We start from the raw sequence: 21,991 nt of genomic DNA on the forward strand, positions 1-21,991 counted from the left end.
CTCCACGGAAGTGGAGGGCCATTGGCGGGGTGTTACTCAGACTTTGTTTCCGGCGTGGCAGCAGGCTTGGCTTCCGGCTTGAAGTCCACGCCTGCTTCCTTGCGCTGCTGGGATGTAATCGGAGCCGGCGCAGCGGTCAAGGGGTCATAACCGTTGCCGGTCTTGGGGAAGGCAATGACGTCGCGGATGGACTCAACCCCGGCGAGGAGGGCCACCACACGGTCCCAACCCATGGCCATGCCGCCGTGGGGAGGAGCGCCGTACTTGAACCCCTCAAGGAGGAAGCCGAACTTGGTCTCGGCCTCTTCCTTGTCCAGGCCCATCAGCTGGAAGACGCGCTCCTGGACCTCACGGTCGTGGATACGGATGGAACCGCCGCCGATTTCGTTGCCGTTGCATACGATGTCGTACGCGTAGGACAACGCAGATCCCGGGTCCTGATCGAAGGTGTCCAGGAACTCCGGCTTGGGTGAGGTGAATGCGTGGTGCACAGCCGTCCATTGGCCGCCACCCACCGCGACGTCGCCCGAGGCTACAGCGGCTGCAGCCGGCTCGAACATGGGTGCGTCCACGATCCAGACGAACGCCCAGTCCTTGGGATCGATCAGGCCCGTCCGGTGGCCGATCTCCACGCGGGCGGCACCGAGGAGTGCCCGGGCCGCTGATTTCTCTCCGGCGGCGAAGAAGATGCAGTCGCCAGGCTTGGCGCCGACGGCATCGGCGAGGCCTGCACGCTCGGTTTCCGTCAGGTTCTTGGCAACGGGGCCGGCAAGTTCGCCGTCCTCCTTGAAGAGAACGTAAGCCAGGCCCTTGTGGCCGCGCTGCTTGGCGAATTCCTGCCAACCATCCAGCGTGCGGCGGGGCTGCGAAGCGCCGCCCGGCATCACCACGGCGCCCACGTACGGAGCCTTGAACACGCCGAAGTCGGTGTCCTTGAAGAATTCGGTCAGCTCCGTCAGCTCAACACCGAACCGGAGGTCCGGCTTGTCCGATCCGTACTTGGCCATGGCGTCCAAGTACGTCATGCGGCGGATCGGAGTGGGGATCTCGACGTCGATCAGCTGCCACAGGGCTTTGACAATGGCTTCGCCGAGTTCAATGACGTCGTCCTGGTCCACGAAGCTCGCCTCGATGTCCAGCTGCGTGAATTCGGGCTGGCGGTCGGCCCGGAAGTCTTCGTCACGGTAGCAACGCGCAATCTGGTAGTACTTCTCGAAGCCGCCCACCTGGAGGAGCTGCTTGAAAAGCTGCGGCGACTGCGGCAGGGCATACCAGGAACCCGGGGCCAGGCGTGCCGGTACAACGAAGTCGCGGGCGCCTTCCGGCGTCGAACGCGTCAGCGTGGGGGTTTCGATTTCCACGTAACCGCGCTGGTGGAGGATGTCGCGGGCAATGCGGTTCGCCTCCGAGCGAAGGCGAAGGTTCCGCGAGGGGCCGGGACGGCGAAGGTCCAGGTAACGGTGCTTGAGGCGTGCTTCCTCGCCGACTTCAACGTGCTCGTCGATCTGGAAGGGAAGCGGCTCGGAAGTGTTGAGGATCACCACGTCTTCCGCGATGACCTCGATCTCCCCGGTTGCCAAGGCAGCGTTCTCATTGCCTTCAGGACGCTTGCTGACGGTGCCCGTCACCTGGAGGACGTACTCGTTCCGCAGCCCGTGGAAGACCTCTTCCTCGCGGACAACCACCTGGGCGACACCGGACGCGTCACGCAGGTCAACGAATGCAACACCACCGTGATCACGGCGGCGGCCCACCCAGCCGGCCAAGGTAACGGTTTGTCCAATGTGCTCGGATCGCAGGGATCCGAGGTCATGTGTGCGCAGCACAGCATTCCTTTCAGCGTGAATTCTAAGGAGACCGTTGCAGCAACGATCCCGTCCGAGTTTACCCGCCCCGGTCGCGGCTTCCGCCACGGGGCGGAACTGGCAAGCGTTGCCTCAGGCGGTGGTAACCCTGACATGGAGATCGTCATCGGACGGTGTCCAGCTGGCGGGATCGGCGTCCACCTGTTCGCCGGACCGGATGTCCTTGACTTGGTGTTTGCCGTCGTCATCGGTAAACCAAACAAACGGAATGCCCCGTCGGTCAGCGAACTTGATCTGCTTTCCAAACTTCTCAGCCTTCGCAGCCACCTCGGTGGCTATCCCGCGCCCACGCAATTGCGCGGCAATGTCCTGGGCGGCCGACCAGCTGTCGTCGGTGTTGAGGGCCACCAGGACAGCTGTGGGTACGGCGCGCGAGGCAGACGCCAGTTCCTGGCTGAGGATGCGGGAGACCAGGCGGGTAACGCCAATGGAAAGTCCGACGCCGGGGAACTTGCGGTTGCCCTTGCTGGCCAAAGCGTCGTACCGGCCTCCCGAACAGATGGAGCCCAGCTGCTCGTGCCCCACCAGCACAGTCTCAACAACCGTGCCCGTGTAGTAGTCCAGGCCCCGGGCGATGCTGAGGTCTGCCACTACTTTCCCGGGTGCCCGCTGGACGGCAGCCTCGATCACTTGCTGCAGCTCACTGAGGCCCTCCTCCAGAAGATCGTCCGTCACGCCCAGTGCGCGCACCTGCTCCACAAACGACGTGTCCTCGGTGCGGATGGTGGCCAGCTTCAAGGCGAGGGCTGCTTGCTCATCAGTGGCGCCGAGCTCGCTCTTGAGCAGCCCAGCGACCTTCGCTTCACCGATTTTCTCGAGTTTGTCGATGCTGCGCAGTACTCCAGCGGTATCCGTCAGGCCGATGCCGCGGTAGAAACCCTCGGCCAGCTTTCGGTTGTTGATCCGGAGGCGGAAGTCCGGAATCGGCAAAGCGCTCAGTGCCTCGGCGATCACCAGGGCGATCTCAACGTCATAGCGGAAGGGCAGTTCGCCGTCTCCCACTACGTCAATGTCGGCCTGGGTGAACTCGCGGGCCCGTCCCTCCTGGGGACGCTCGCCACGCCACACCTTTTGGATCTGGTACCGGCGGAAAGGGAAGGCAAGGTAGCCGGCGTTCTCCACCACATACCGCGCGAAGGGGACGGTCAGGTCAAAGTGCAGGGCCAAGGCGTTGGGATCAGACTTCGCAGCATCGCCGTCGTCATCCTGCAGGCGGCTGAGGCCATAGACCTCTTTGTCGATCTCGCCCTTGCGGAGCAACTGGCCGACGGTTTCCACGGCCCTGGTTTCAATGGAGGAAAACCCGTGGAGCTCGAAGATCTTGCGGAGGGTGTCCAGCACATGAAGCTCCACCAACCGCTCCTGGGGAAGCCACTCGGGGAATCCGGACAGGGAGGCGGTGCGTGCCATGGTGGAATGTTCTCCTCAAAGAAAGGCCAATGCTGGTTCCGGCATCGCCATAAAGAACACGGTGAGGGTGTCCCGGGGCAAGCGTCCAGCCGGTCATGCATAAACTATGTGCGGCAGTCAGTTTATGCTTTCCGCGCGTGCACAACCAATGCAGCGTGCCGGTTGCTGCAGGCCATCGGTGAATGTGGAACCACTCAGGAGGACTCTTGGCAACAAGGTCGCGGGATGACCGCGAAGCTAAACGGCGCATCAGGCAGATGGAAGCCAAGCGCGCCCTGCGCCAGGAACAGGGCAAGCGGCGCACGCGCGACAACACCTTGGCGATCGCCGCCGGGGCCACTGCCGTTGCCCTGGCGGTCACACTGCAGCTGACGGTTTTCAGCTCCAACCCCACCGAGGCCGAGTTCGCGGCGTTGGAAGCCGGACTGAGCTCGCCAAGCGCCTCCCCCGCTGCCTCCAACAGCGCGGACATCCCCAGCGCGGATACCGCAGCCGGAAAAACCTTTACGGGCCAGCTGTCCCTGAACGGCGGCGTGCTCGACGTCGAACTTAATGGCACCGCCGCTCCACAGGCTGCAGCGGTCTTCAAGTCCCTGGCAGATTCCAGTTACTACACCGGAGCCCTCTGCCACCGCCTGACCACGTCCGAGACATTCGGTCTTCTGCAGTGCGGTGCCAAGTCGGCGAACGGTGCCGATGACGCCAACTACCGCTGGGGCCCCTTGGAAAACACGCCCGCGGACAACAAATACCCGGCCGGAACAATTGCAGTAGCACGGTCCGGCAACAACGCCTACGGAAACGGCCACCAGTTCTTCATTGTTTATAAGGACACCACCATTCCAGCGGATTCAGCCGGTGGCTACACAGTGGTTGGCAAAGTCACCAGCGGCCTCGATGTTGTGACAAAGATCGCCGCTGCGGGCCTTAAACCAGACGTAACCACGGGAGACGGCGCCCCTGTGGCACCTGTCACGATAGACTCGTTTTCTCTGAAGTAACCAGCTTCGGGCCCCAGCGCGGGGTGCATGACCTTAGCAGTCCCTCCAAGCGAAAGACTTTTAGCGGTGACAGACAGTCAAAAATCCGACGAAACAGCAGCAGTGGCCAACCACGAGGCAACCGAAGCAGGCAGTTCCACCCCTGCAGAAGAAGCAGCCACAGAGCCCACTACGGCCGATGCCCCAGCGGCAGCTGAAGAAACACCAGCAGCCCACGAGGACGCACCCGCAGCTGAGTCAGCTCCTTCCGCTCCCCGGCCGACGCCGGCTGCGGTTCCTTCCCCCGCGGCCTTCGCTGCCCGGCCCAAGACCCCTGCCGCCGTCGTTCCTGCGGCGCCTGCGGTCTCTGCCGCTTCGTTGGCGGAAGCTGCCAAATGGGGCCGCGCAGAGGGCGACGGACACGTATTTCTGACGATCGACAGCGAAGAAATCGCCGTGGGCCAGTACCCGGGCGTCAGCCCTGACGAGGCCTTGGGTTACTTCGCCCGCAAGTTTGACGACATCATTGCGCAGGTGGTTCTCCTGGAACACCGTGTGGAGTCCAAAGCGCCGGCAACGGATATGCAGAAGACCGTGACGCATCTGCGTGAACAGCTTGCGGAACGCAACATGGTGGGCGACATCCGCTCCGCGGAAGCACGACTGGACGCACTTTCCGGCCAGATTGTGGAGTTGGAGAAGTCCGAGAAAGCCGCCCACGACGCGGTGCGGGCAAACGAGCTTGCCGCTCGTGAAGCAATCGTTGCCGAAGCCGAGACCATTGCCGGCCAGGATCCTGCCCACATCCAGTGGAAGACCTCCAGCGCACGGATGAACGAGCTCTTCGAGACGTGGAAGGCCGCCCAGAAGAGCGGCGTACGTCTGGGACGAAGCAACGAGGACGCCCTGTGGAAGAGGTTCCGCTCCGCCCGCACTGTTTTTGACCGTCACCGCCGGGCGTACTTCTCCCAGCTGGACAGCAACAACTCTGCTGCCAAATCTGCCAAGGAAGCGCTGATCGCCGAGGCCGAAGCACTCTCCTCTTCCACGGATTGGGGCTACGCTGCGGGCGAGTACCGCCGGCTCATGGACCAGTGGAAGGCAACACCGCGGGCCAGCCGCAAGGATGACGACGCGTTGTGGGGCCGTTTCCGGGCTGCGCAGGATGTGTTCTTCAGCAACCGCCAGGCTGCCAACGAGCAAATCGACCAGGAATACACCGCCAACCTTGCCGTCAAGGAACAGTTGGTCACGGAGGCCCAGGCGCTCCTGCCCATCAACGACCTCAACGCCGCCAAGAAGAGCCTGCAGTCCATCCGTGACCGCTGGGAAGATGCAGGCAAGGTTCCCCGGGCCGACATGGGTCGCATCGAGGCAGGGCTCCGAAAGGTGGAGGACGCCGTCCGGGAAGCCGAGGAAGAGAAGTGGCGCCGGAGCAACCCTGAAACCAAGGCACGCACCAACAGTGCCCTGTCCCAGCTCGAAGCTGCCATTGCTGGGCTGAAGGACGATCTGGCGAAGGCGGAGAAGGCCGGCGATCAACGCCGCATCAAGGCCGCCCAGGAAGCCCTGGACGCCCGTCAGGCATGGTTGGACCAGATCCAGCGCTCAGCAAGCGACCTCGCGTAGGTACTGCTTGGTTTTCCCGCAGGCTCCCACCCGGTTATCCACATGACCGGGTGGGGGCCTGTACTCGTATGCGGGCGGCACGGAATGATCAACAAATGGTCTCCATCGCAACAGCCTCCGCCTTGCTGGAGCCGGAATTATCCGAGCTCTACTCCCCCAACCGGATCTTTTCCTGGAACGAGCTCCAGGGCATGGCAATCGACGGCGTTTTGCTCCCCGTTTACGGCAAGAGCTACGCCGCTCCCGGGGTAGCGGTTACGCACCGTCTCCGGGCCAGGGCGGCAGCAATGAACGTACCCGAGCGGGTACGGCCCAAGGTGGTGGCTGGAAGGATGACTGCTGCCTGGATCTACGGCTGCGCGAAACAGCCGGAGCGGCTGTCCCTTCTGGTGGATGCGAAGCACAGGATATCCAGCCTCAGGGGCATCACACCCTGCAACCTTCACGAGGTCCGCCTGGGCCAGATGGACGTGGTCAGCATGGGCGGACTCATGGTGAGCAGCCCACTCCGCACGGCAGCGGACATTGCACTCCACGTGGATGCAGAGCGCGCCATCCCGGCGCTGAGGCGCCTGCTGTCGAGGGAGGACCTTGGAATCCGCCTCCGTCTCCTGGTCCTTGCAGTGGAGGCGGCGCCACGGTTGCCACACAAGAACCGGGCGTTGGCCACCCTGGCCCGGCTGGCCGAGGACAAGGGCTAGCTGCGGCGCTTGTTCCCTGTTGTCCGGTAGACGTCAAAGACTCCGTCGATGCGTCGGACAGCGTTAAGGACGTGGTGCAGGTACTTTGGATCGCCCATCTCGAAGGCAAACTTGGAAATCGCCACCCGGTCGCTGGACGTGTGAACAGAGGCAGCAAGGATGTTGACGTGGTTTTCGGAGAGGATCCGGGTGACGTCGGACAAGAGGGACTTGCGGTCCAATGCTTCCACCTGGATTTCCACCAGGAACACGCTGGACTGGGTGGGAGCCCACTCGACTTCAACGATGCGGTCCGGTTGATCCCGGAGCCCGGACACGTTGGTGCAGTCCGTTCGGTGCACGGAGACACCCGAGCCGCGGGTAACGAAACCCAGGATGGGATCCGGCGGAACGGGGGTGCAACAGCGGGCCAACTTGACCCACACATCCCCTACACCGCGAACGATGACGCCGGAGTCGGAGAACTTCGACTTGGCCACCTGCGTGGGGATGCTGACCTCTTCCAGGTCCTCATCCGGAGTCTCTTGGCCGCCCAGGTGCTCCACGAGCTTCTCCATGACGGACTGGGCCGACGTGTGCCCGTCGCCCACTCCGGCGTAGAGGCCGGAGATGTCAACGTAGTGGAAGGCCTCGGCCACAGCAGACAAAGCATCGTGGGTCATCAGCCGCTGCAGGGGAAGGTTCTGCTTCCGCATGGCGCGGGTGAGCATGTCCTTTCCACGATCGATCGCTTCTTCGCGGCGCTCCTTGGTGAACCACTGACGGATCTTGTTCCTGGCCCTGGCCGACTTGACGAAGTGCTGCCAGTCCTGGCTGGGGCCGGCACCTTCGGCCTTGGAGGTGAAGATCTCCACCCAGTCACCATGGTTGAGCTCACTGTTCAGCGGGACCAGCTTGCCGTTGACGCGGGCACCGATGGTCCGATGTCCCACCTCGGTGTGGACTGCATAGGCGAAGTCCACCGGCGTGGATCCCGCTGGCAAGGCCATGACCTCGCCCTTGGGGGTGAAAACGAAGACCTCACGCGCATTGATCTCATAGCGCAGGGAATCCAGGAACTCTCCGGGATCAGAGGTTTCCTGCTGCCAATCCACCAGTGAACGCAGCCACCCCATGTCACCGTCGCGGGGGCTTCCGGGGCCCTGGGCCGTCCGGTTGGGCTGGTCCTTGTACTTCCAGTGCGCGGCCACACCGTATTCAGCGCGCCGGTGCATCTCATGCGTGCGGATCTGGATTTCCACAGGCTTGCCGCCGGGACCAATCACCGTGGTGTGAAGCGACTGGTACATGTTGAACTTGGGCATGGCGATGTAGTCCTTGAACCGCCCGGGGAGGGGGTTCCACCGCGAGTGGAGCGTGCCAAGTGCCGCGTAGCAGTCGCGGACAGAGTCCACCAGCACCCGGACGCCCATGAGGTCGTTGATGTCGTCAAAGTCCTTGTCCCTGACGATCATCTTTTGGTAGATCGAGTAATAATGCTTGGGCCGGCCGGTGATGGTGGCCTTGATCCGGGACGTGCGCAGGTCATCGGCGATCTGGTTCCGGATGACGCTCAGGCTCTTCTCGCGTTCGGGCGTCCTGTCGCCCACCATCCGCACGATTTCCTCATACACCTTGGGGTAAAGAGCGGCGAAGGAAAGATCTTCGAGTTCCCACTTGATGGTGTTCATGCCCAATCGATGGGCCAGCGGGGCGAAAATTTCGAGTGTCTCACGGGCCTTGCGAGACGATGACTCCGCGGAAACGAACCGCCATGTCCGCGCATTGTGGAGGCGGTCGGCCAGCTTGATCATCAGTACCCGGATGTCCTTGGCCATGGCCACGACCATTTTGCGGACAGTTTCCGATTGCGCTGCCTCGCCGAAGCTGACCTTGTCCAGCTTGGTGACGCCATCCACCAACATGGCTACCTCGGGACCGAAATCCCTGGTGAGGTCGTTCAAGGTGTAGGGGGTGTCTTCAACCGTGTCGTGCAGCAACGCTGCTGCCAGGGTGGTGCCGGTCATTCCCAGTTCGGCGAGGATGGTGGCCACCGCTACCGGGTGGGTGATGTACGGGTCACCGCTCTTGCGCTTTTGTCCTTGGTGACTGCGCTCCGCAACCGTGAAAGCACGTTGGATGAGGTCAAAATCCTCTTTGGGATTGTTGGCCCTGACGGTCCTGAGCAGCGGCTCAAGGATGGGTGAATACGGCGCTACACCCCGGCCGGTCAGGCGGGCCAGGCGTGAGCGCGTGCGTTCCCTTCGCCCCGGGAATGTGGGGCGAACGCCAGGAGTGTCGATCGGCACTGCTTCAACGGCCTTTTCGGACACGCTTGTTGCCGGGACGGCCACAGCGTTGCGGCCATCGTCCCCGCCCGCCGGTGGTGCCGACGTCGCACGTTCTTCCACAGAAGCACCCCTCACAACCCGTTTAATTATCCCAGTCTATTCCCGTCAGTGAATGCTTCTGCAATCCGGAGCACATGGGCATTTCCCGGGCAAGTCAAAGAGCCGGCCTCCGCATTGCTGCGGAGGCCGGCTCTTTGATGGAAAACAGCTCTGGGAAGCCCTACACCGTGGCCTCAGCCCGGCGGTGGGTAACCTTCTTTGCCTGCTTGGCGAGCTCGGGCTCACCCTGCCGCAGCCAGGCGTACAGCGGGGCCGCGATGAAGATGGTTGCCGCCGTGCCAATCAGGATGCCGACAAACAGCGCCAGCGAAAGGTCGCGCAAAGTGCCGGCCCCCAGGAGTCCGGCACCGATGAAGAGGATGGCCGCAACAGGCAGCACCGCCACCATCATGGTGTTGATGGAGCGCACCAGGGTTTGGTTCACCGCGAGGTTGACCTCCTCGCCAAAGGTACGGCGCGTGGACGTGGAAATGTCTGCTGTGTTCTCACGGATCTTGTCGAACACCACCACAGTGTCGTAAAGCGAGTAGCTGAGCACTGTGAGGAAGCCAATGATGGCGGACGGCGTCACTTCGAAGTCGCTGAGCGCGTACACACCGGCCGTTGTGAACATGGTGACCAGCATGCCCACCAGGGCTGACAGCGACATTTTCCAGGTCCTGAAGTACAGGGCCATGAGAACCGCTGCCAAACCGACAAACACCACCAGGCCAATCAGGGCCTGCCGTGTGACGTCCTGCCCCCAGGTGGGTCCAACAAAGTTGGAAGTCACCTCGTTGTCGGTGACTCCGTAGGCGCTGGTGAGGCCATCCTTGATCCGGTTGGTCTCGTCATCACTGAGCTGATCCGTTTGGATCCGCATGGTGTTGCCGGCCACGTTGGCAACGCGGGGTACAGCCTCAGGCACAACATCGTGGACAGCCTTCTCACCCAGTGCCGGGTCAGTGGTGCTGACGTTGGACACAGTGAATTCGGAGCCGCCACGGAATTCGATACCGAGGTTGAATCCGCCCTTGAGAACCGGGATCAGGATTGACAACGCCACGGCAACTGCCGCGATGGTGAACCAGATCTTCTTGGAGTTGACGAAGTTGTACGAGCGCTTGCCCGTGTACAGCTCATGGCCAAAGGTTGCGAAGCTCGTTGTCATTTACTTCTCCTCCTTGGTGGCCTTCGAGGAGCCTGTCAGTTGGCCCTTCTCGGCAAGGCGCCTCTCGGCAATGGTCATACGGCGTTCAGCCTCGGCTGCGGCGCCCGCATTGCGTCCCCGAGCAGGGGCCGGCTTCTCCTCAGGCGTACGCAAACGGCCTGCGCCGCGGTACAGCGGAACCGCACCAAGACGGTCCGGGGACAGTCCGGAGAACCGGTGCCCCTCGCCGAAGAACTTGGTCCGGGCCAGTACCTGGAGCATCGGGTGGGTGAACATGAAGACCACCAGGAGGTCGGCAAGTGCCGTCAGTCCCAGGGTGAAAGCGAAGCCACGGACGTTGCCAACGGCTACGAAGTAAAGCACTAGGGCGGCAAGGAGGTTGACGGCCTTCGAGGCAAGAACCGTGCGCTTGGCGCGCTTCCAGCCGTTTTCGACGGCGGACACCAGTCCGCGCCCATCGCGCAGTTCATCGCGGATACGTTCAAAGTAGACGATGAACGAGTCTGCGGTCTGGCCAATGGCCACGATCAAACCGGCGACGCCGGCAAGGGAAAGGCGGTAATTTTCCGTCCATCCAAGAATCGCGATGGCCAGGTACGTGAGCGCACCTGCCACCACCAGGGAGGCAATGGTCACGAAGCCCAGGGCCCGGTATTGGAAGAGCGAATACACCACCACAAGCAGGAGGCCAATCACGCCGGCCAGCAGGCCCAGGCGGAGCTGGTCGCCACCGAGTGTGGCGGAAATCTGCTCTTGCGACTGGATCTCGAAGCTGATGGGCAGCGCGCCGTAACGGAGCTGGTCGGACAGTGCCTTCGCGGACGCCTGGGTGAAGTTGCCCGTGATCTGCGGCTTGCCATCAGTGATTACTGCGAGGGAACGCGGCGCGGAAATGACTTTGTCGTCCAGGACGATCGCAAACTGCGACTTCGGATCGTTGGTGCCCTGCGCTTGGGCTGCCACGTAGAACTGGTTGAGGCGTTCCGTGACTTCCTTGAACTTTGCGGTCGCCTCGGAGTTGAACGTGATGGTGACGCCCCACGAGTTCGTCACGGAGCCCTGGGCACCCTGGACGGGATCGAAGGAGGAACCGGTAATGTCCTGTCCCTTGACCTCAACCGGTCCAAGGATGTACTTCACTGCGGGAGTTTCCGCAGTGGCGGCCTCGCAGGTGACCAAGGGCTTGGCGGGGTCGGACCGCTCACGCTTTTCCGTGGACGGGTTGACGCAATCGAGTGCTTCGAACTCTTTTTGGACATCGGCGGTTACCCAGTTGATGTCACTGGCATTCGCGGGAGCCGCCGTGGGCTTTTGCAGCTGGTCGTCAGGGGTTCGTGATTCCACCGGAATGGCTGCGGGATCGCCGGCAGCAATGACCGGCCTGAAGTTCATGTCGGCAGAAGCCTGGATCAGGTCCCTGGTTTCCTTTGACGGTGTACCTGGGAGGCTCACCACCACGTTGCGCCCGGACTGGGTACTGATTTCCGCTTCAGCAACGCCTGAACCATCCACGCGTTGCCGGATGATGGCGACTGCCTGGTTCAGTTGTTCCTCATTGATCTCACCGGAGCCCTCAACCCGGGGCGCCAGGATCATCTGGGTTCCGCCTTCGAGGTCCAGGGCAAGCTTGGGCGCCCAACTGGCGTGGCCAGTCAACACCCCGCCGCCCAAGACAACTGTGAGTACAACGAATATTGCGCCTAGCCATGTCAGCACCCGGCGGGCTGAGTTTTTGGGGCCGGTCCTTGCCATTAGTGATCTTCCTGTTATCGCCGGACAGCCGCCGGCGGGCGCTTTTCAGCGCCTGCCGGCGGCTCTCCGCTGCCGTAGAAAGTTGCGTTGCGCCTCTGCGCGAACAACGGTCCTAGATGTCCTTCTTGCCCTCTTTGTTCAGGCGCGCGATGGTTTCTTCGGGCGTCTCAACAGCGGCGGGAGCGCCGGCGTCGGAAGCGGTCAGCGAAGAAGCATCGTCGGGAACAACGGCGGCCTCCTCCACGGGAGCATCCACCACCTTGGTGACAGCCTGGCGGTGAACCGTGGCCTCGTTGCCCGGGGAAAGCTCAATGACAACCTTGTTCTCAGCCTCATCGATGGAAACGATCCGACCGAAGAGACCAAAGCTCGTCATGACATCCACGCCCGGAGCGAACTTGGACTGCATTTCAGCCTGTTGCTGCTGGGTCTTCTTGTTGCGGCGGAACATCATGAAGACAAAGAGTCCCAGCATGACGAACAGCAATATGGTCATTGGATCCACAGGGAAGTTCCGTTCTGTACTTACGTTTTGGGTCAAGGCAACGTCCCTGGCGGATCCGCGAAGCGGTCGCATGCATCAAGGACCCGAACGTGCCGAGCGTCATACCAGTCTAAAGGGAAAAGCTGAACGCAGCGTCTTAACCGACTGTATCTACGCTTTCGGCGTGGTTTTCGTCTTCCCCGAACAGGACAAGTTGTTCCTGGCCAAAGACGCCCGCAGGCACCGCATAGCCCAAATGTGTCCAGGCAGAGGCCATGGCGATCCTGCCCCGGGGCGTCCGGCCCAGCAGGCCCTCACGCACAAGGAATGGTTCCGCCACGGTCTCCACCGTTTCTGGTTCCTCCCCCACCGCGATCGCCAGGGTAGACAACCCCACCGGGCCGCCATTGAACTTGGTGATCAGTGCTTCCAACACCGAGCGGTCCAGGCGGTCCAGGCCCCGCTCGTCCACCTCATACATGTCCAGTGCAGCTGAAGCCGAGCGGGCATCAATCTGGTCGATGCCGTGGACAAGAGCCCAGTCGCGCACACGCCGCAGCAACCTGTTGGCAATACGCGGTGTTCCACGGGACCTGCCCGCAATCTCGGTAAACCCGGCCGAGTTGACCTTGAGATCCAACAAGCCGGCAGACCTGCGGAGAACAAGCTCAAGCTCCGCAACAGAGTAAAACTCGAGGTGTCCCGTGAACCCGAACCTGTCCCGCAATGGACCCGGAAGGAGGCCGGCGCGGGTGGTGGCGCCTACCAGGGTAAACGGCGGAAGTTCCAGTGGAATGGCGGTGGCCCCGGCTCCCTTGCCAACCACAATGTCCACCCGGAAGTCCTCCATGGCCATGTACAGCATTTCTTCCGCAGGACGGGACATGCGGTGAATCTCGTCGAGGAAGAGCACCTCGCCCTCCGTTAGGGACGAGAGAATGGCGGCGAGATCGCCTGCATGCTGGATGGCGGGACCGCTGCTGATCCGCAGCGGTGCATTCATTTCCGCCGCGATGATCATGGCCAGGGTGGTTTTTCCCAGACCGGGAGGCCCTGACATCAGGACGTGATCGGCGCTGCGCCCCCGCATTTTGGAGGCCTCGAGCACCAGTGCCAACTGCTTGCGGACGCGGTGCTGCCCTACAAAGTCGTGGAGGTTCTTGGGGCGAAGGGCCGCCTCGATGACGCGCTCCTCCGGCTCCTCTCCCCCGGCCACCAGTGAGTTCTCAGCCACGGCTGCCTACGCGGTTGCCGGCGCGTGCGCCGTCTTGACCGAGCCACCGCAGGGTTGCCCGGAGAATGTGGGCAACGTTGCCCTCCTCCACCAGTTCCGGTGAATCAGCCATGGCCTTGTCGATGCTGCCTGTGGCGTCCTTCTCCGACCAGCCCAGGCTGGTCATCGCGGCGATGACCTGGGGCTTCCACTCTGCCTTGATCACGGCAGAGGGAGCCGATGCGGTTCCCGTTCCATGCGGAACCAGCTTTCCCTTCAGTTCCAGCACAATGCGGCCGGCAACCTTTGGGCCGATTCCGGGGACCTTGGTGAATGCTTTGCCGTCTCCGGTATGTGCCGCCACCCGGATTGCTTCAGGTTCGTGGACTGCCAGGACCGCGAGGGCCAAACGCGGTCCGACGCCGCTGACACTGAGCAGGACATCGAAAACTTCACGTTCGTCGTCGTCAGCGAAGCCGAACAGCGTCAGGGAGTCTTCCTTGACAATCAATGAGGTGAAGAGCTTCGCTTCGGATCCCACGATAAGGTGGCTCAGCGTCTGCGGCGTCGCGAAGACACTCATGCCGGCGCCGTTGAGGTCTATTACGGCGGTGGACAAACCCACGTGTGCCACTGTCCCGCGAAGAAAACTGATCAAGACCCGACTCCTGTATTGCTGCTCGCTGTAGCATCCGGCATTGCCACCGGAAAGAATGTGCACCGGCAGGCTTATCCGAACATATCTACGAACAGCCTAGCAAGGGCGGCGCTCTTTCAGCGTCCGCGGCGCGCTTTGGCCTCGGCATCGGCCCAAGCCTTTTGGGCCGGAGTGAGGGACCCTTTGCCCCCGGCACCACCGCCGGCGCCCATGCCGCTGCCGGCCCGCCATGCGTGGGTGAGCGCCAGGGCCAAGGCATCGGCAGCATCCGCGGGCTTCGGCGGGGCGTCCAGGCGAAGGATTTTGGTAACCAGTTTTGTCACGGCATCCTTGTTGGCGGTGCCGCTGCCCGTCACCGCTGCCTTGACCTCCGAGGGAGTGTGCAAGGCCACCGGAATACCCCTGCGGGCAGCTGCCGCGATGACGACGCCGGACGCCTGGGCCACGCCCATCACTGTGCTGACGTTCATTTGGGAGAAAACGCGTTCCACCGCTACCACGTCAGGTGAATGAAGATCGAGCCATTCATCAATTGCCTGGGCAATGACCAGCAGTCGCTTGTCCAGTGTGAGTTCCGCCGAGGTGCCGACGACTCCCACGGCAACCATGGTGGCACGTCGGTTCCGTTCAATGTCCACTACGCCGATCCCGCAACGGGTAAGGCCCGGATCAACTCCCAATACGCGAAGAGTCAATTCCGGGCCTTCCTGTGATGTATCAATGAATGGGCTTATGGCGCCTAGTCGGCGTCGAGGGCAGCCTGGACTTCCTCGCTGAGATCGGCGTTGCTGTAGACGTTCTGGACGTCGTCCAGGTCTTCCAGGGCATCGACGAGCTTCATGAACTTCCGGGCACCGTCAACATCCAGGTCAACCTGCATGGAGGGGACGAACTCGGCTTCATCGGTCTCGTAGTCGATTCCGGCTTCCTTGAGGGCATCGCGGATGGCCTGAAGATCGGAGGGCTCGGAGTGGATCTCCCAGTTCTCGCCGCTGTCTTTGACTTCCTCGGCGCCGGCCTCAAGAACCGCCATGAGAATGTCATCTTCGCTCAGGCCGTTCTTCGGCAGGACCACAACACCCTTGCGGGCAAAGAGGTAGCTGACCGAACCGGGATCGGCAATGGTTCCGCCGTTGCGGGAAATCGCCAACCGCACTTCCGAGGCGGCACGGTTCTTGTTGTCTGTCAGACATTCGATCAACAAGGCCGAACCCTGGGGCCCGCGGGCCTCGTACATGATCTCGGTGTAGTCAACAACCTCGCCCGTCAGACCGGCTCCGCGCTTGATGGCGCGATCGATGTTGTCGTTGGGAACAGACGTCTTCTTGGCCTTGGTGACGGCCAGTTCGAGTCCCGGGTTGCCGGCAAGGTCCGGACCACCCATGCGGGCAGCAACTTCGATGTTCTTGATCAGCTTCGCGAACGACTTTGCACGCCTGCTATCAATGATGGCTTTCTTGTGCTTGGTGGTCGCCCATTTGGAGTGGCCTGACATGCTTTACGCTTCTCCTCTGATCATTCGAATAAAGAGTTCATGCACACGCTTCTCTCCCGTCACTTCCGGATGGAAGGAGGTAGCCAGCAGCTGGCCGGAGCGCACTGCAACAATTCTAGCGACTCCCTGCAAAGCGGCTGAATGGGCCGCGTGGTCAGGATCCACTTGGGCCAGGACTTCAACGTCCGGGCCGACCCGTTCAACCCAGGGGCCACGGATGAACACCGCGTGGACAGGCTCCACTCCGTTGTCGTCGGCACTGAATTCCAGGCCCTTGAAGTCCAGGTCTGTTTCGAACGATTCCCGCTGGCGGCCAAAGGCGTTCCTGCGGACGGTAATATCCAGGCCGCCGAATGTCTGCTGCGGGTTACCCGCAAGATCGGTGGCAGGATCGGCGATCTGGTCCGCCAGCAGAATCATGCCCGCACAGGAGCCATAAACGGGGAGTCCGCCGGCAATGCGCTGCTGCAGTGGTTCACGGAGTTCAAAGATCCGCGAAAGCTTGTCGATGGTGGTGGATTCCCCACCGGGGATGATCAGTCCATCGATGCTGTCCAGCTCTGAGGGCCTGCGGATACCGACGCCGGCAGCACCGGCAGCCTCGACGGCCTGGATGTGCTCGCGGAAATCGCCCTGAAGGGCCAGGACACCGATCCGGAGCCCTGAACCCACGCGCAGCGAAGCGTCGGAAAGGGGATTTGTCATTGGACCATCATAGGGTCCCGTGCTTCGGCAACGTTCCCCGGTGCTTGAAAGCGCCCGGTTCCATGCCGTAACTGGGATATATTACAGAGCATGCTTTCCTACAGCGTCCCCCTCGGCAAGCTGGTCCGAACACTCTCCCGGCTTCGTGGTGGTGGCTCGGCGTTTCCAGGGCTGGTGGTTGAAAAAATCGACCCCGGCTTCATGCAGCGAACACTGGCATCCCTTCCGCACGGAGTGGCGGTGGTGAGTGGAACCAACGGCAAAACAACCACCACGAAGATGGTGGTTGAACTTCTGGAAAGCCAGGGACTGAAGGTTTTCACCAACCGTTCCGGCAGCAACTTCACCCGGGGCGTTGCTGCTTCCCTCCTGGGCGACGTGGACTGGCGCGGCAACCTTGATGCCGACATTGCCATCCTTGAACTGGACGAAGCCCATGCCGTCCACTTTGTGAACAAGGTCCAACCCAGGTACAGCCTGTTGCTGAACGTTCTTCGCGACCAGTTGGACCGCTTCGGCGAGATCGACAAGACGGCACGCCTCCTGGAGCACATTGCCTCGAAGACCACTGACACGGTTGTCCTGAACCGTGAGGACCCCCGCGTGGCCCGGATTTCCGACGTCGTTAATGACGTCAAGGCTGTCAACCACCCTGCGGTGAGGTACTTCGGCCTGGACGAATCGCTCCGCAGTACTTTCCCCAACGACGACGAAATGCGGACAGGCAGCGGCCCCTCCCCCTCCGGCACTTCCGTTGCCGCAGCCACGGGTGACTCGGTGGACCTTCCGGAAGCCGACGTCGTTCTCCGCCGGGTAGGTGCCCAGGATGCGGACTTCGAGTTCGACGGCAAGACGGTGACCACCACCATGAAGCTGCGCGGGGTGTACAACATCTTCAACGCTGCCGCCGCGCTGTCCTTGGCCCGGGCAGTCCTGGGAACCGGTTCAGTGGATACTCCCAAGCTGGTCAAGGCCCTGGGTGAGGTTGCTCCGGCGTTCGGCCGCGGGGAAAGCCTCACGGTTGACGGGCAGCCCCTGGAGCTGGTGCTGGTGAAGAATCCCAGCGGCTTCAGGCTGGGCCTGAAATCCTTCCCTGCAGGCGGCTACGCCACCATGATTGCGATCAATGACAACTACGCCGATGGCCGGGACATGTCCTGGCTGTGGGATGTCGAGTTTGATTCGCTCCGGGAGGGCGGTGTGGAAGTCCTGACGGGAGTCCGCGCCTATGACATGGCGCTGCGGCTCCAGTATGACGACGTCAACTTCGGCGCTGTGGAGCCGGACATCACCTCGGCGTTGCGAACCTTCATTGACGGTTCGCGCGGGAAACCCAAGCGCATTTTCTGCACTTACACTTCCATGCTGGCCATCCGGCGCGAGCTGGCAAAAATCACCATAGTTGAGGTGGTCTCATGACCCACGAAAATCCATCCGCCCCGGCAGACCCCTCCAAGCCCGCGCAGCAGTCCAGCAAGGGAACGCTGCGCGTCCTCCAGCTGTACCCCCGGGAAATGAACATCTACGGGGACTGGGGCAACGCCCTGGTGCTGAAGCAACGCATCAAGTGGCACGGCTATACCCCGGAATTGCTCGAATACAACGTGGGCGACGAATTCCCGGACGACGTGGACATCATTGTGGGCGGCGGCGGACAGGACAGCGGGCAGCTGGTGATCCAGGATGACCTGCAGGGCCGGGCCGGAGTCCTCAAGGACCTCGCCGACCAAGGGGCGCCCATGCTGGTAATCTGCGGCCTCTACCAACTGTTCGGAAAGTACTTCAAAACCAGCGCCGGACCGGTCATTCCGGGTATCGGCATCCTTGACGTGGAAACCCACGGCACTGATGAACGCCTGATCGGCAACGTGATCATGAAGTCGGCCGAGTTCGGCGACATCATGGGGTACGAGAACCACAGCGGGCAGACCACCCTGGGACCCGGCGTCGAACCCCTGGGTTCCGTGACCAAGGGCGCGGGCAACAACAGCAAGGACGGCCATGAAGGGGCCCGGTACAACAACGTTGTAGCCAGCTACCTGCACGGTTCCCTGCTGCCGAAGAACCCGGCTATCGCAGACTTCCTGATCCGGACCGCAGCCGAACGGAAGTTCGGTACTTTCGTACCGGGAACGCCCGACGACGACTACGCCCACCTGGCGCGCGAACACGCAGCCCGCAGGCCCCGCTAGAAGCTACTTCTCCTTGGTGATGAGGAGCTCGTGCGCTCCGGCTGTGGCCGCTCCCATGGCTTCAACCACGGCCTTGGTCCGCTGGTGAGTTTCCGCGTCCGCAGCCGGCGTAGCGCACACTCCCTGGGGTGCGTCGCTGGCCACCGAGCACCAACGGTAGGGATCACGCACAATAACGGAAGGCGCCCACGCCAGGTCCGTCGCTGTCCAGGTACCCGCAGCGTTTTGGCTGAAACCGGCGCGCACCAGCAAACCCTCATTGTTGACCACGTACCAGGGTGACAGCTCCGTGATGCCGTTCCCCAGCCCATAGACAATCCAGGTGCCCTTGTATTTTTCGATCGGCAACACCGAATGCGTGTGGTGTCCGTAGATCATGCTGAACTGGCCGCTGTCCACCAAGGCATGGGCCACCTCCTGCTGCTGGGCATTGGGCTCGCTGGCATATTCATCACCAGCGTGCATGACACCCAGCACGATGTCGGCACCCAAGGCCTTGGCTTTGGTGGCTTTGGCGATCATCGCGGCAGGATCCAAGGCATCAACCAGCCATGGGTACTCCGGGATTTGCCCGTTGAGGCCGTAAGTGCCAATGATCACCGCCACCTTCGCCGCCTCCGTTTGGAGCATCAGGATCTCCCCTGATGCCGCTTCCGTGCGGTAGGAACCGGTGTGCTTGAGGCCCGCAGCATCCATGGCGTCCAGCGTGCGGAGCAGGCCCGCTGTCCCCCTGTCGATGGTGTGGTTGCTTGCGGTGGTGCAGGCTTGGTAGCCGACAGCCTTGGACGCGGTGATGATCTGCGGCGGTACGTTGAAGGACGGGTATGCGGAGAAGGGACCTTCCGGGCCCGCTACAGGGGTTTCCTGATGGCAGATCGCGAGGTCGCTGTTGGCGATGTAGCGCCGCTGGCCTTCCAGCAGGGGCAGGAAGTCGTATCCGGGCTTGCCCGCAGCAGTGGCGTCCACTTTTGCCTGCTGCCAGAGTTGCGTGTGGACCAACATGTCCCCGGTAACCGTGATGGACGTGCACCTCAGCTCCGGACAGGCCGGGCCCTTGCCCGGCGTGGGAGTTGGTGTTGGCGTGGGTGTTGCCGTCCGCGGCGTGGCTGTCCCCGGGGTGGGCGCAGGCGCGGCACTGCCGGAGACCCTGTTGTCGTTTTCAGCCACGAGTCCACAGGAACCCAAGGGCAACACCGCGGCCACAGCGAGGAGCAGCATGGTTCCATGCAACCTTCTGGCTCTTTGAGCAACAGTCCCCATGCCCGCAATCCTACGACTGGAGGACCGGTTATCGCGGGCGCGGCACCCTTGAGGCCGTGTCCCATACATGAAAGAGTCGCTTCATGACCAATGCCCTCATGAGTCCCAGCAGGCTGCCCTACGGGCTGCCACCCTTCGCCACGTTGCGTGATGAGCACTATGCCGAAGCCATCGAAGCGGGCCTGTCCGCGCATCTGGGGGAAATCAGGACGATCACCGCGAACCCGGAGCCTGCAACCTTCGCCAACACCGCCGTCGCCATGGAAAAATCCGGACGGCTCCTGGCAAGGGCCGCTGCCTCCTTCTTCACACTGGTCTCCGCTGATGCCTCAGACGCCATACGCTCCTTGGAGACTGAGCTGTCTCCCAAACTTTCCGCCCACCAGGATGCCGTGTTCCTGGACCGTCGCTTGTACGAACGCTTCGCGGCGATCGACACCACCGGCCTGGATTCCGAATCCGCACGGCTGGTGGAGGACTACCTCAAGGAATTCCGCCAGTCCGGCATACAGTTGGACGATGCCGGGCAGCAACGACTGCGTGGGATCAACGCAGAATTGTCGCTCCTGGGCACGGAATTCGGTCAAAAGGTCAAAGAGGCCATGAAGCGGGCTGCCCTGCTGGTGGACGACCCCCAGGAATTGGCGGGACTGTCCCCGGATGCAGTTGCAGGGGCCGGGGCGGCTGCCACCGCGGCCGGTCACGCCGGCAAATACCTCCTCACCCTGATCCAGCCCAGCAACCAGCCCGCGTTGGCGTCATTGGAAAACCGGGCCATCCGGCGTCGCCTCTTCGAAGCATCACTTGCACGGGGAACCGACGGCAACGACCTCGATGTGCGCCACGTGGTCACAGAGACCGCAAAGTTGCGGGCCGAAAAGGCCGCGTTGCTTGGCTTTGCCCACTACGCGGAACTGGTGGTGGATCAGCAAACCGCCCCGGACTTTGGCAAGGTCCAGGACATGCTGACCAGGCTGGCACCGGCAGCAGTGAAGAACGCCGAAGCCGAAGCCGACGTCCTCGCCCAATCCGCAGGTCATGAGTTGGAACCCTGGGACTGGGCCTACTATTCGGCCAAAGTGCGCCGGGAAAAGTTCCAGGTGGACGAGTCGGCACTGAAGCCATACTTCAGCTTGGAGTCCGTCCTGGCTGACGGGGTGTTCGCGGCTGCCACCCAGCTGTACGGCGTCACATTCACCGAACGACACGACCTCGAGGGATACCATCCGGACGTCCGGATCTGGGAAGTCAAGAACGACGACGGCAGCGGCCTGGGGCTCTTCCTGGGCGACTATTACACGCGGGAGTCCAAACGCGGGGGTGCCTGGATGAACTCGCTCGTGGAGCAGTCCGGTCTGCTGGAAACGCAATCCGTTGTCATCAACAACCTCAACATCACCAAGCCGGGGAACGGCGAGCCAACGCTGTTGACCCTGGATGAAGTGCGGACCGTGTTTCACGAGTTCGGCCACGCGCTGCACGGCCTGTTCTCCAACGTCACTTACCCGAGGTTCTCAGGAACGTCAGTACCGCGGGACTTTGTGGAATACCCGTCCCAGGTGAACGAGATGTGGATCATGTGGCCGGAAGTTCTGTCCAACTATGCACGGCACTACTCCACCGGAGAGGCGCTGCCGCAGGACACCGTGGACAAGATCAACGAGTCCATGATGTGGGGCGAGGGATTCGCAACCACAGAGTACTTGGGGGCTGCGCTCCTGGACCTGGCATGGCACGTGGTGTCCGGACCGGAGGTACCGGATGATGTTCCCGCCTTCGAGTCGACAGCCCTGACGGGCGCCGGTGTTGCCCATCCCCTGATCCCACCGCGTTACCGGACCGGCTATTTCCAGCACATTTTCGCCGGTGCCGGGTACGCCGCCGGGTATTACTCCTATATCTGGAGCGAGGTCCTGGATGCGGACACCGTCGAGTGGTTCAGGGAAAACGGTGGCCTGACCAGGGCAAACGGCGAACACTTCAGGAACGAACTGCTGTCCCGCGGAAACAGCCGTGATCCACTGGAGTCGTTCCGCGCGTTCCGTGGCCGGGACGCCGAACTACGGCCTCTGCTGAAGCGGAGGGGACTGGAGTAATACGACGCCGG

18 protein-coding genes are annotated in these 21,991 nt (G+C 62.3%); 6 read left to right on the forward strand and 12 right to left on the reverse strand.

What is annotated here, in order from left to right:
- Window positions 1-32: 32 nt before the first annotated feature.
- On the reverse strand, window positions 33-1,826 hold the full coding sequence (aspS, locus tag JOE60_RS10000; protein ID WP_204814904.1) for an aspartate--tRNA ligase: 1,794 nt from the start codon (window positions 1,824-1,826) through the stop codon (window positions 33-35).
- Window positions 1,827-1,937: 111 nt separating this feature from the next.
- On the reverse strand, window positions 1,938-3,275 hold the full coding sequence (hisS, locus tag JOE60_RS10005) for a histidine--tRNA ligase (RefSeq protein WP_167266021.1): 1,338 nt from the start codon (window positions 3,273-3,275) through the stop codon (window positions 1,938-1,940).
- Between the two features lie 206 nt (window positions 3,276-3,481).
- On the opposite strand from hisS, the gene JOE60_RS10010 reads away from it, so the two are divergent.
- The 3 genes from JOE60_RS10010 (at window position 3,482) to JOE60_RS10020 (ending at window position 6,585) form a co-directional block, all read left to right on the forward strand.
- Window positions 3,482-4,276: a peptidylprolyl isomerase gene (locus tag JOE60_RS10010; RefSeq protein WP_204814905.1), complete on the forward strand. Its 795-nt coding sequence runs from the start codon at window positions 3,482-3,484 to the stop codon at window positions 4,274-4,276.
- A 66-nt stretch (window positions 4,277-4,342) separates the two neighbouring features.
- Window positions 4,343-5,884, forward strand: a complete 1,542-nt coding sequence (locus JOE60_RS10015; protein ID WP_167266015.1) for a DUF349 domain-containing protein — start codon at window positions 4,343-4,345, stop codon at window positions 5,882-5,884.
- A 95-nt stretch (window positions 5,885-5,979) separates the two neighbouring features.
- On the forward strand, window positions 5,980-6,585 hold the full coding sequence (locus JOE60_RS10020; protein ID WP_167266012.1) for a hypothetical protein: 606 nt from the start codon (window positions 5,980-5,982) through the stop codon (window positions 6,583-6,585).
- Here the strand turns inward: JOE60_RS10020 and JOE60_RS10025 are convergent.
- From JOE60_RS10025 to pdxT, 9 genes are all read right to left on the reverse strand, one after another.
- Window positions 6,582-8,975 carry a RelA/SpoT family protein gene (locus JOE60_RS10025; protein WP_167266009.1) on the reverse strand — a complete coding sequence of 798 codons (2,394 nt, stop codon included), beginning with the start codon at window positions 8,973-8,975 and terminating at the stop codon, window positions 6,582-6,584. The genes JOE60_RS10020 and JOE60_RS10025 overlap by 4 nt on opposite strands.
- A gap of 160 nt (window positions 8,976-9,135) precedes the next feature.
- A complete protein-coding gene (secF, locus tag JOE60_RS10030; RefSeq protein ID WP_167266006.1) occupies window positions 9,136-10,125 on the reverse strand; it encodes a protein translocase subunit SecF in 990 nt (329 codons plus the stop codon).
- Complete coding sequence (gene secD, locus JOE60_RS10035; RefSeq protein WP_167266003.1) at window positions 10,126-11,877, reverse strand: protein translocase subunit SecD; 1,752 nt, start codon at window positions 11,875-11,877, stop codon at window positions 10,126-10,128.
- Between the two features lie 112 nt (window positions 11,878-11,989).
- Window positions 11,990-12,373, reverse strand: coding sequence for a preprotein translocase subunit YajC (gene yajC / locus JOE60_RS10040; RefSeq protein ID WP_204814906.1), 384 nt, complete (start codon window positions 12,371-12,373; stop codon window positions 11,990-11,992).
- A 145-nt stretch (window positions 12,374-12,518) separates the two neighbouring features.
- The gene (gene ruvB / locus JOE60_RS10045) at window positions 12,519-13,595 is read right to left on the reverse strand and encodes a Holliday junction branch migration DNA helicase RuvB (protein ID WP_167265996.1); all 1,077 of its coding nucleotides are present in this window, start codon (window positions 13,593-13,595) and stop codon (window positions 12,519-12,521) included.
- On the reverse strand, window positions 13,588-14,232 hold the full coding sequence (gene ruvA / locus JOE60_RS10050) for a Holliday junction branch migration protein RuvA (RefSeq protein ID WP_167265993.1): 645 nt from the start codon (window positions 14,230-14,232) through the stop codon (window positions 13,588-13,590). The genes ruvB and ruvA overlap by 8 nt, the downstream gene beginning before the upstream one ends.
- Before the next feature lie 116 nt (window positions 14,233-14,348).
- Window positions 14,349-14,927: a crossover junction endodeoxyribonuclease RuvC gene (gene ruvC, locus JOE60_RS10055; RefSeq protein WP_167265990.1), complete on the reverse strand. Its 579-nt coding sequence runs from the start codon at window positions 14,925-14,927 to the stop codon at window positions 14,349-14,351.
- A gap of 44 nt (window positions 14,928-14,971) precedes the next feature.
- Window positions 14,972-15,727, reverse strand: coding sequence for a YebC/PmpR family DNA-binding transcriptional regulator (locus tag JOE60_RS10060; protein ID WP_167265987.1), 756 nt, complete (start codon window positions 15,725-15,727; stop codon window positions 14,972-14,974).
- A gap of 3 nt (window positions 15,728-15,730) precedes the next feature.
- The gene (gene pdxT / locus JOE60_RS10065; protein ID WP_167265983.1) at window positions 15,731-16,432 is read right to left on the reverse strand and encodes a pyridoxal 5'-phosphate synthase glutaminase subunit PdxT; all 702 of its coding nucleotides are present in this window, start codon (window positions 16,430-16,432) and stop codon (window positions 15,731-15,733) included.
- Window positions 16,433-16,522: 90 nt separating this feature from the next.
- Here pdxT and JOE60_RS10070 point away from each other — a divergent pair, with 90 nt between their 5' ends.
- A complete protein-coding gene (locus JOE60_RS10070; protein WP_167265980.1) occupies window positions 16,523-17,851 on the forward strand; it encodes a Mur ligase family protein in 1,329 nt (442 codons plus the stop codon).
- A complete protein-coding gene (locus tag JOE60_RS10075) occupies window positions 17,848-18,624 on the forward strand; it encodes a type 1 glutamine amidotransferase (RefSeq protein WP_167265977.1) in 777 nt (258 codons plus the stop codon). Before JOE60_RS10070 ends, JOE60_RS10075 begins: the two co-directional genes overlap by 4 nt.
- Before the next feature lie 3 nt (window positions 18,625-18,627).
- On the opposite strand, the gene JOE60_RS10080 is transcribed toward JOE60_RS10075, so the two are convergent.
- Window positions 18,628-19,842 (reverse strand): CapA family protein, encoded by a 1,215-nt coding sequence (locus JOE60_RS10080; protein ID WP_239528848.1) that lies wholly within the window; start codon window positions 19,840-19,842, stop codon window positions 18,628-18,630.
- 125 nt (window positions 19,843-19,967) lie between these two features.
- On the opposite strand from JOE60_RS10080, the gene JOE60_RS10085 reads away from it, so the two are divergent.
- The gene (locus JOE60_RS10085; protein WP_167265971.1) at window positions 19,968-21,980 is read left to right on the forward strand and encodes a M3 family metallopeptidase; all 2,013 of its coding nucleotides are present in this window, start codon (window positions 19,968-19,970) and stop codon (window positions 21,978-21,980) included.
- The last annotated feature ends 11 nt before the right edge of the window (window positions 21,981-21,991 follow it).

The organism is Paenarthrobacter ilicis (assembly GCF_016907545.1).
Taxonomy (GTDB): Bacteria; Actinomycetota; Actinomycetes; order Actinomycetales; family Micrococcaceae; genus Arthrobacter; species Arthrobacter ilicis.

Excerpts from the sequence above, each read along its gene's own strand:
- secF (WP_167266006.1), bottom strand. The coding sequence starts at position 10,125 with ATGACAACGAGCTTCGCAACCTTTGGCCATGAGCTGTACACGGGCAAG.
- JOE60_RS10060 (WP_167265987.1), bottom strand. The coding sequence starts at position 15,727 with ATGTCAGGCCACTCCAAATGGGCGACCACCAAGCACAAGAAAGCCATC.
- pdxT (WP_167265983.1), bottom strand. The coding sequence starts at position 16,432 with ATGACAAATCCCCTTTCCGACGCTTCGCTGCGCGTGGGTTCAGGGCTC.
- secD (WP_167266003.1), bottom strand. The coding sequence starts at position 11,877 with ATGGCAAGGACCGGCCCCAAAAACTCAGCCCGCCGGGTGCTGACATGG.
- JOE60_RS10020 (WP_167266012.1), top strand. The coding sequence starts at position 5,980 with ATGGTCTCCATCGCAACAGCCTCCGCCTTGCTGGAGCCGGAATTATCC.
- JOE60_RS10070 (WP_167265980.1), top strand. The coding sequence starts at position 16,523 with ATGCTTTCCTACAGCGTCCCCCTCGGCAAGCTGGTCCGAACACTCTCC.
- yajC (WP_204814906.1), bottom strand. The coding sequence starts at position 12,373 with ATGACCATATTGCTGTTCGTCATGCTGGGACTCTTTGTCTTCATGATG.
- JOE60_RS10085 (WP_167265971.1), top strand. The coding sequence starts at position 19,968 with ATGACCAATGCCCTCATGAGTCCCAGCAGGCTGCCCTACGGGCTGCCA.
- hisS (WP_167266021.1), bottom strand. The coding sequence starts at position 3,275 with ATGGCACGCACCGCCTCCCTGTCCGGATTCCCCGAGTGGCTTCCCCAG.
- JOE60_RS10080 (WP_239528848.1), bottom strand. The coding sequence starts at position 19,842 with ATGCTGCTCCTCGCTGTGGCCGCGGTGTTGCCCTTGGGTTCCTGTGGA.
- JOE60_RS10075 (WP_167265977.1), top strand. The coding sequence starts at position 17,848 with ATGACCCACGAAAATCCATCCGCCCCGGCAGACCCCTCCAAGCCCGCG.